Source organism: Microbacterium sp. 69-10 (assembly GCF_001897945.1).
Classification (GTDB): Bacteria; Actinomycetota; Actinomycetes; order Actinomycetales; family Microbacteriaceae; genus Microbacterium.
Map to the genome: position 1 here is coordinate 80,569 of NZ_MKRT01000019.1, position 7,182 is coordinate 87,750.

Sequence of the window (7,182 nt, forward strand, 5' to 3'; positions counted from 1 at the left end):
CGGTTCTCGAACATGAAGCCCGCACCGCCGCAGGCCTCGCGGGCCTCCTGCAGGGTGTCCAGGGCGTGCCAGGTCGAGAGCGGCTTGAGCGCGGCGGCCAGGGTCTCGAGGTCCTCGCGATCCTCGGGGGTGTCGGTGCGCCCCGAGAAGACGCCGTCGAACTTCTGCAGGAACTCATCGTGCGCGAAGATCTGCGCGTACGTGGTCGCCAGTCGCGGCAGCAGGCGGCGCTGGTGCTTGCCGTAGTCCATCAGCACCGTCTCCTGCCCGTTCGCGCCGTCGAACTGGCGGCGCTGGGTCGCGTAGGTGATCGCGATGTGCAGGCCGAGAGCGGATGCCCAGGACGAGGCGCCGTCGAGCGAGACCCGTCCCTGCACCAGGGTGCCGAGCATGGTGAAGAAGCGGCGGCCGGGGCTGTCGATGGGGCTGGTGTAGGTGCCGTCGGGGGCGACGTCGCCGTACTTGTTCAGCAGGTTGGTGCGCGGCACGCGCACGTGGTCGAAGCTGAGCCGGCCGTTGTCGATGCCGTTCAGCCCGCCCTTGAGCCCGTCATCCTCGCGGCCGATGCCGGGGAGGTCGTTGCCGTCCTCGCCGCGCAGGGGCACGTAGAAGCAGTGCACGCCGTGGTTCACGCCGTTCGTGATCAGCTGGGCGAACACGGTCGCCGCGATGCCGTGCAGGGCGGCGTTGCCGAGGTACTCCTTGGTCGCCGCACGGAACGGCGTGTTGATCACGAACTCCTCGGTCTCGGGATCGTACGTCGCGGTGGTACCGACGGCGGCGACATCCGAGCCGTGCCCGATCTCGGTCATCGTGAAGGCGCCGGGGATGGAGAGGTCCATGATGCCGGGGAGCCACCGCTTGTGGTGCTCCTCGGTCCCCAGCTGCAGCACCGCACCGCCGAACAGACCCCACTGCACGCCCGACTTGATCTGCAGGCTCGGGTCGGCAGCCACCAGCTCCTCGAAGCCGGCGATGTTGGCGCCGTTGTCCTCCTCGCCGCCGAACTCCTTGGGGAAGGCCCGGTGCACGGCGTTGTTCTCCACCAGCAGGTGCAGCTGCGTGAGCACGCGCTCGCGGTGCTCGTCCTTGCCCAGGCTGTCGTCGCGCCAGAACGCCGGGTCCTTGATCAGCTCGCGCGCCTCGCGGCGCGTGTGCGCCCAGGTGCCCATGAGCAGCTCGTTCACGCGCGCGACATCGATGCCGGCTTCGGGGGCGGATGCGGCGGTGGGGCGGACGGCGGCGTCGACCATGGCGATTCCTCTCGAGAGGGAGCAGGGATGCCTCAATGGTAGGTCTGCGACAACTTCCGGGGAACTCGCCTGTGGATGTTCACCAAGCGGGCCGCGCCCCGGTCTCCGTTCGCGTTGTCGTCACCCCACAGCATCCGCTCCGGGCTCGCCTGCGATCAGCCGAGCTGGTCCTCGGCGTCCACGCGGCGGTCTTCTGATCGAGGCTCATGGACCTCAACGCTAGGACGGGGCGCCGCCGCATGACGTCATCGGAGGTCACGCAGCGTCATGAAACTCGACGCGAATTACAGTGGAGGCATGGGTGCGAGGTACAGGACGGAAGCGAGCAACGGCGTCGACGGACGGAGCCGCGTGCCCGACGGACTGGACGTCGCGGTCGCCTCACCGCTGAAGGCGGATGCCGATCCCGCGGCCACGAATCCCGAACAGCTGCTCGCCCTGGCCTGGGCGACCTGCCTGAACGGCACCGCCCAGGTGCTGGTGCGGGAGCAGCAGCGCACCCACGTCCGCGTCGAGGTCGAACTGCATCCGGTCGTGCCCGGCCCCGGGTACGCCTTCCACGTCGATGCGTTCCTGTCGGCCGAGGGGATGACGGATGCCGAGGCCCAGGACCTGCTCGAGCGGACACACGCCCGCTGCCCTGTCTCGAAGCTGATCGGCGGCGCCGCGACCGTGCACGTGCACACCGAGGCCTTCGCCGCGGCGTGAGTCGCACGGCGACGCGGGCGCGCGGGCCCGCTTCGCATCCGCGGACCATCACGAGAGGAGGAGAACGCCGGCCTGGGGCATCCGAGACCGGCATCCTCCTCCGCTCCGGCGTCAGTGCGCCGCGATCACCTCGAGCACGGCCTGACCGTAGGCGTCGCGCTTCTTCTCGCCGATGCCGCTGATGCCACTGAGCGCGTCGACGGATGCCGGCCGGTGCTCGGCGAGCGCTCGCAGGGTGGCGTCGCCGAACACGATGTAGGCGGGCACGCCCTGCTCGCGCGCGGTGGCCGCACGCCAGGTGCGCAGGGCCTCGAAGAGCGGCTGGTCCTCGGCATCCAGGGCATCCGCGGCGCTGGTCCTGCGGGCGCGGGACGCGGTCACGCGTCCGATCGTGTCCTTGCGCAGGGGCACCGGAGTCTCGCCGCGCAGCACTCCCCCGGCGGCGTCACCCGGCGCGAGCGTGCCGTACTCGCCCTGCGCGACGAGGATGCCGCGCGCCAGCAGCTGCCGCACGACGCTGCGCCAGTCCTGGTCGGACAGGTCGGCGCCGATGCCGTAGGTGGCGATCTGCTCATGGCGCATCTTGCGGATGCGGTCGTTCGAGGAACCTCGCAGGATGTCGATCAGATGGCCCGCGCCGAATGCCTGGTTGCGCTCGCGCTTGAGCCGCACGATCGTGGACAGCAGCTTCTGCGCCGGCACGAGACCGTCGAACGTGTCGGGCTTCTCCAGACAGGTGTCGCAGTTGCCGCACCCTTCGACTCTCCCGGCTCCGCCGGTTTCGCTCAGGGACCCAGCCTCCGGAAGGTCTTGACCGAAGTACCGCAGCAGGTTCTGCCGTCGGCAGGCCACGGTCTCGCAGAGGGCGAGCATGGCATCCAGATGCTGCCCCATCCGCATCTTGAAGGTGCGATCGCCCGGGCTCTGATCGATGAGGCGGCGCTGCTGCACGACATCCCCCAGGCCGTAGGCCATCCATGCGACCGAGGGCTCGCCGTCGCGGCCGGCGCGACCGGTCTCCTGGTAGTACCCCTCCACGGACTTGGGCAGGTCGATGTGCGCGACGAAGCGCACGTCGGGCTTGTCGATGCCCATGCCGAACGCGATCGTGGCCACCATGATCACGCCGTCCTCGCGCAGGAACCGCGACTGGTTCGCCGCGCGCACCTCGGCCGGCAGACCGGCGTGGTACGGCAGGGCGTCGAAGCCGCGGGATGCGAGGTACTCGGCGGTCTGCTCCACCGACTTGCGGCTCAGCGCGTAGACGATGCCGGCGGCGGACTCGGGCTGCGAGCGGATGAACTCCACCAGCTGCTTGCGCGGGTCGACCTTCGGCACGATCCGGTACTGGATGTTGGGCCGGTCGAAGCTGGCGACGAAGTGCGCGGCGCCGTCCAGGTGCAGCCGCTCGGTGAGCTCCTGGTGTGTGGCCTTCGTGGCGGTGGCGGTGAGCGCCATCCGCGGAACGCCGGGGAAGCGCTCGGCCAGATCGCCCAGCGCGAGGTAGTCGGGCCGGAAGTCGTGCCCCCACTGCGACACGCAGTGCGCCTCGTCGATCGCGATCACGCTGAGCCTGCCGCGCTGCAGCAGCTGCGTGGTCTGGGCGGACGACAGGCGCTCCGGTGCGACGTAGATGAGGTCGAGTTCGCCGGCGATGTACGCCCGCTCCACCTCGCGGCGCTCGTCGATCGCCTGGGTGGAGTTCAGGTAGGCCGCGCGCACGCCGTTGGCACGCAGCGCGTCGACCTGGTCGTGCATCAGGGCGATCAGGGGGCTGATGACGAGGCCCGTCCCCTCCCGCACCAGCGCGGGCACCTGGTAGGTGATGGACTTGCCACCGCCCGTGGGCATCAGCACGACGGCGTCCCCGCCGCCGATGACCTGCTCGACGATCGCCGCCTGATCGCCGCGGAACGCGTCGTAGCCGAACACCGTCCGCAGCGCCTCGAGCGCCGTCCCGAAACGGGAGGGCGCGGCCTGGGCCGCGGCGGGGGCGGATGCCGTGCCCGACCCGCTCGACGAGCTCAGGGACGCGTCTGCCGGGGACGCCCAGTCCAGCGGAGGCACTCCGACGGCGAAGCCGGCCGGAGCGACCGGCCACGTGCCGTCCTCCGGCGGGACCCAGTCCATCTCCTCCGGCTCACCCCATGGCTCATCCGGGTACGGGATGTCGTCGTACGGGTCGGATGGCGTCGGCATCCATCCAGCGTAACGACCGCCGCCGACCTCGGATCCGGCTGTCCACAGCATCCCCCTCTCGGGCTGCGCGTAGGTTGGACGGAACCGAAGGAGGAGCAATGCCCGACATCACCGTCAGCCGCAACGACGACGCCTCGCGTTATGAGATCCGCCTCGACAGCACCCTCGTCGGATACGCCGAGTTCGACCGGCGTCCGGGCGAGTTCCGGTTCATCCACACCGAGATCGACCACGCCTTCCAGGGCCGGGGTCTCGGCCAGCAGCTCGCCGCGGAGGCGCTGGCGGATGCCGCGGCGACCGGCGACGCCATCACCCCGTACTGCCCGTTCATCGCGGGCTGTCTGGCGAAGCATCCGCTCGACGGGGTCGAGATCCGCCTGCCCAACCAGGGCTGAGCGGGCGCCCCTCCCGGCGGCCGGCGGTGCGCTGTGACACTCCGGGGGCCGATCTGTGTCGGGGTGAAGCGTCGAGGATGCCGGTCGGCACGCACCGCTCCGCGCACGAGAGCGGGGCCGGTCCCGAAGGACCGGCCCCGCTGTGTGCGTGCGTCTGGCTACTTCGCGTCGACGGTCACGATGGTGCGCACGTCGGAGTCGCCGTACTGCACGACGCCGAGATACTTCCCGGCTGCCAGGCCACTCCACGACAGGTCGTACGAGACCTCCTCGCCGCGGGTGACCGTGAGCGGGTTCGGAGTCGCGGTGAACGCTCCCTGCCCCATGAGTCGCTCCTGTTGAGTCCGGACGCCGCTGCTCTGCGGCATCCGCGTCTCAACGTAACCCGGCATCCGGACATCGCACCAGCGACTTACGGCCAGGTGTGGAACTCCCGACGGGCCCAGTCGCCCGCCGATCGCGTAGCCTGGATCGGTGCCCCCCGCCGCCAGCCTGAGCACGCGCACACTGCTCGTGTGCGCGGCCATCGGCGTCGCCACCGGCATCCTCGGCGGAATCGCGGGTGTGGTCACCCTCGGCGTCCTCGCCGTGACCCCGTATCTGTACGGTCTGGTGCTCGGCGTGCACGTGCTGCCCGGCATCATCGCGCAGGAGGTGCTGCGCCGGCCGCTGGTCGCCCTGATCACGCACGTGATCGCCGCGCTGATCTCGAGCGCCTTCAACCCCGCCTGGGCGATGCGGTTCATCGGCACGGCACTGCTGTTCGGCGCGATCCAGGAGGGCGTCGCCGCCCTCACCCGGTACCGTGCCTGGGGACGCTGGCGCTTCTTCGTCTCTGCCGTGATCATCGGCGCGATCGTGGCGGTCGTGGTCGGGTTCGTGGTAGACCTCGGCCGCTTCGATCTGTGGGTGCAGGTGGTGTATCTGACGATCTCGGTCCTCGGTCCGGTCGCATGGACGGCCGTGGGCATCGCCGTGGGGAACGCGCTGCGCAGAGCGGGCATCGCGCCGAAGCGCTGAGACAGCGGATGCCGCGGGCGGCCCGACCCAGGTAAGGGTAGGCTAAGTTCACAGCATCCGCCGCCGACAGAGGACCCGACGTGCGCTCATCCGCGCCCCTGCTCCGTGTGCGCGACCTCAGCGTCACGCACGCCGACGCGGCGCACCCCTCCCCGCAGCAGGTGTCGTTCGACGTGCATGCGGGCGAGGTCGTCATCCTGATGGGGCCGAGCGGATCCGGCAAGTCCACGCTCACGCTCGCGCTGAACGGGCTCATCCCGCAGTCGGTCGAGGCCGAGATGACCGGCACCGTCGAGGTCGGCGGACGCGACACCCGCACGACTCCGGTCGCGCAGCTCAGCACCGACATCTCGATGGTGTTCCAGGACCCCGACTCCCAGCTCGTCACCGGCACAGTGCTCGACGAGGTCGCGTTCGCTCTCGAGAACCTGCTGCTGCCGGCATCCGAGGTGCTCGAGCGCGCCGAGGACGCACTGCGCCGCGTGGGCCTCTGGCACCGCCGCGGCTGGAACCCCGACCTGCTCTCCGGCGGCGGCCGGCAGCGGCTCGCGATCGCCTGCGCACTCGCGATGCGGTCGCGGGTGATCGTGCTCGACGAGCCCACGGCCAATCTGGACCCGCAGGGCGTGGCCGGTGTCTACGCCGCGCTCGCCGCACTGACGACGGATGGCAGGGAGCTCGCGATCGTGCTCGTGGAGCACAACCTCGATGCCGCTCTGCAGTTCGCGACGCGCGTCATCGTGCTGGACGGCGAGGGGCGGATGCTGTGGGACGGGCCGGCGCACGAGGTGCTGGACGAGCACGCCGCGGAGCTGGAGGAGTTGGGCGTCTGGGGGCTTCCGCGCCCGGCGTCCTCGACTGGCGGGATCGGCGACGGCTCACCGCTCGGCGACGACGCAGGCGATGAACCGGATGCCGAGATCGCCATCTCCGTGCGGGGACTGGCGGTCGAGAAGAAGGGGAAGACCGTCCTCGACGTTCCCTCGCTCGACGTCGTCGCGGGGTCCTTCACGGCCATCATCGGAGCGAACGGCGCGGGGAAGACGACGCTGCTGCAGGCGCTCGGCGGGGTCGTGGCGCCGCCGCGCGGGACGGTCATGATCGGGGAGCTGGATGCCGGACGGGCCTCGCCCCGAGCGCTGAGCTCGCAGGTCGGATTCGTGTTCCAGAACCCCGAGCACCAGTTCATCGCGCACTCCGTGCGGGAGGAGCTGGCCCACGGACTGCGGCTGCAGCGCGTGGCTCCGGCGGAGATCGAGGCGCGCGTCGATGAGATGCTCGATCGGTTCGGCCTGCGGTACAGGGCCGACGAGCATCCGTTCCTGCTCTCCGGCGGCGAGAAGCGCCGTCTCTCGGTCGGCACCGCGCTCATCACCCGCCCGCGCGTGATCGCCCTCGACGAACCCACCTTCGGGCAGGACAGGGCCCGAGCGCTCGAGCTGCTGAGCCTGCTGCAGGATCTGCAGCGCTCGGGCACGACGATCGTGGTCGTCACTCACGACCTGGACCTCGTGGCCGCCTATGCGACCCACACCGTCCTGCTGGATGCGGGGGCTCTGATCGCCGCCGGGCCCACCGCCGAGGTGCTCGCGGGTCTCAGAAGCGGC

7 protein-coding genes are annotated in these 7,182 nt (G+C 70.6%); 4 read left to right on the top strand and 3 right to left on the bottom strand.

What is annotated here, in order from left to right; all coding sequences use genetic code 11:
* Positions 1–1,253: acyl-CoA dehydrogenase family protein (locus BGN97_RS07835; RefSeq protein ID WP_292699936.1), on the bottom strand; the 1,253-nt coding region annotated here is incomplete at its 3' end.
* Between the two features lie 297 nt (positions 1,254–1,550).
* On the opposite strand from BGN97_RS07835, the gene BGN97_RS07840 reads away from it, so the two are divergent.
* Positions 1,551–1,961 carry an OsmC family protein gene (locus BGN97_RS07840; protein WP_292699767.1) on the top strand — a complete coding sequence of 137 codons (411 nt, stop codon included), beginning with the start codon at positions 1,551–1,553 and terminating at the stop codon, positions 1,959–1,961.
* Between the two features lie 111 nt (positions 1,962–2,072).
* On the opposite strand, the gene recQ is transcribed toward BGN97_RS07840, so the two are convergent.
* Positions 2,073–4,160, bottom strand: a complete 2,088-nt coding sequence (gene recQ, locus BGN97_RS07845) for a DNA helicase RecQ (protein ID WP_292699770.1) — start codon at positions 4,158–4,160, stop codon at positions 2,073–2,075.
* 98 nt (positions 4,161–4,258) lie between these two features.
* Between recQ and BGN97_RS07850 the strand changes: the two genes are divergently transcribed.
* Positions 4,259–4,555 (top strand): GNAT family N-acetyltransferase, encoded by a 297-nt coding sequence (locus BGN97_RS07850; RefSeq protein ID WP_292699773.1) that lies wholly within the window; start codon positions 4,259–4,261, stop codon positions 4,553–4,555.
* Positions 4,556–4,713: 158 nt separating this feature from the next.
* Here the strand turns inward: BGN97_RS07850 and BGN97_RS07855 are convergent, their stop codons facing one another.
* Positions 4,714–4,881 carry a hypothetical protein gene (locus BGN97_RS07855; protein ID WP_292699776.1) on the bottom strand — a complete coding sequence of 56 codons (168 nt, stop codon included), beginning with the start codon at positions 4,879–4,881 and terminating at the stop codon, positions 4,714–4,716.
* Positions 4,882–5,029: 148 nt separating this feature from the next.
* Here BGN97_RS07855 and BGN97_RS07860 point away from each other — a divergent pair, with 148 nt between their 5' ends.
* Both BGN97_RS07860 and BGN97_RS07865 read left to right on the top strand, forming a co-directional pair.
* Positions 5,030–5,575, top strand: coding sequence for an ECF transporter S component (locus tag BGN97_RS07860; RefSeq protein ID WP_285629884.1), 546 nt, complete (start codon positions 5,030–5,032; stop codon positions 5,573–5,575).
* Between the two features lie 80 nt (positions 5,576–5,655).
* Positions 5,656–7,182 (top strand): ATP-binding cassette domain-containing protein (locus tag BGN97_RS07865; protein ID WP_292699783.1); only part of this gene is annotated, 1,527 nt, incomplete at its 3' end.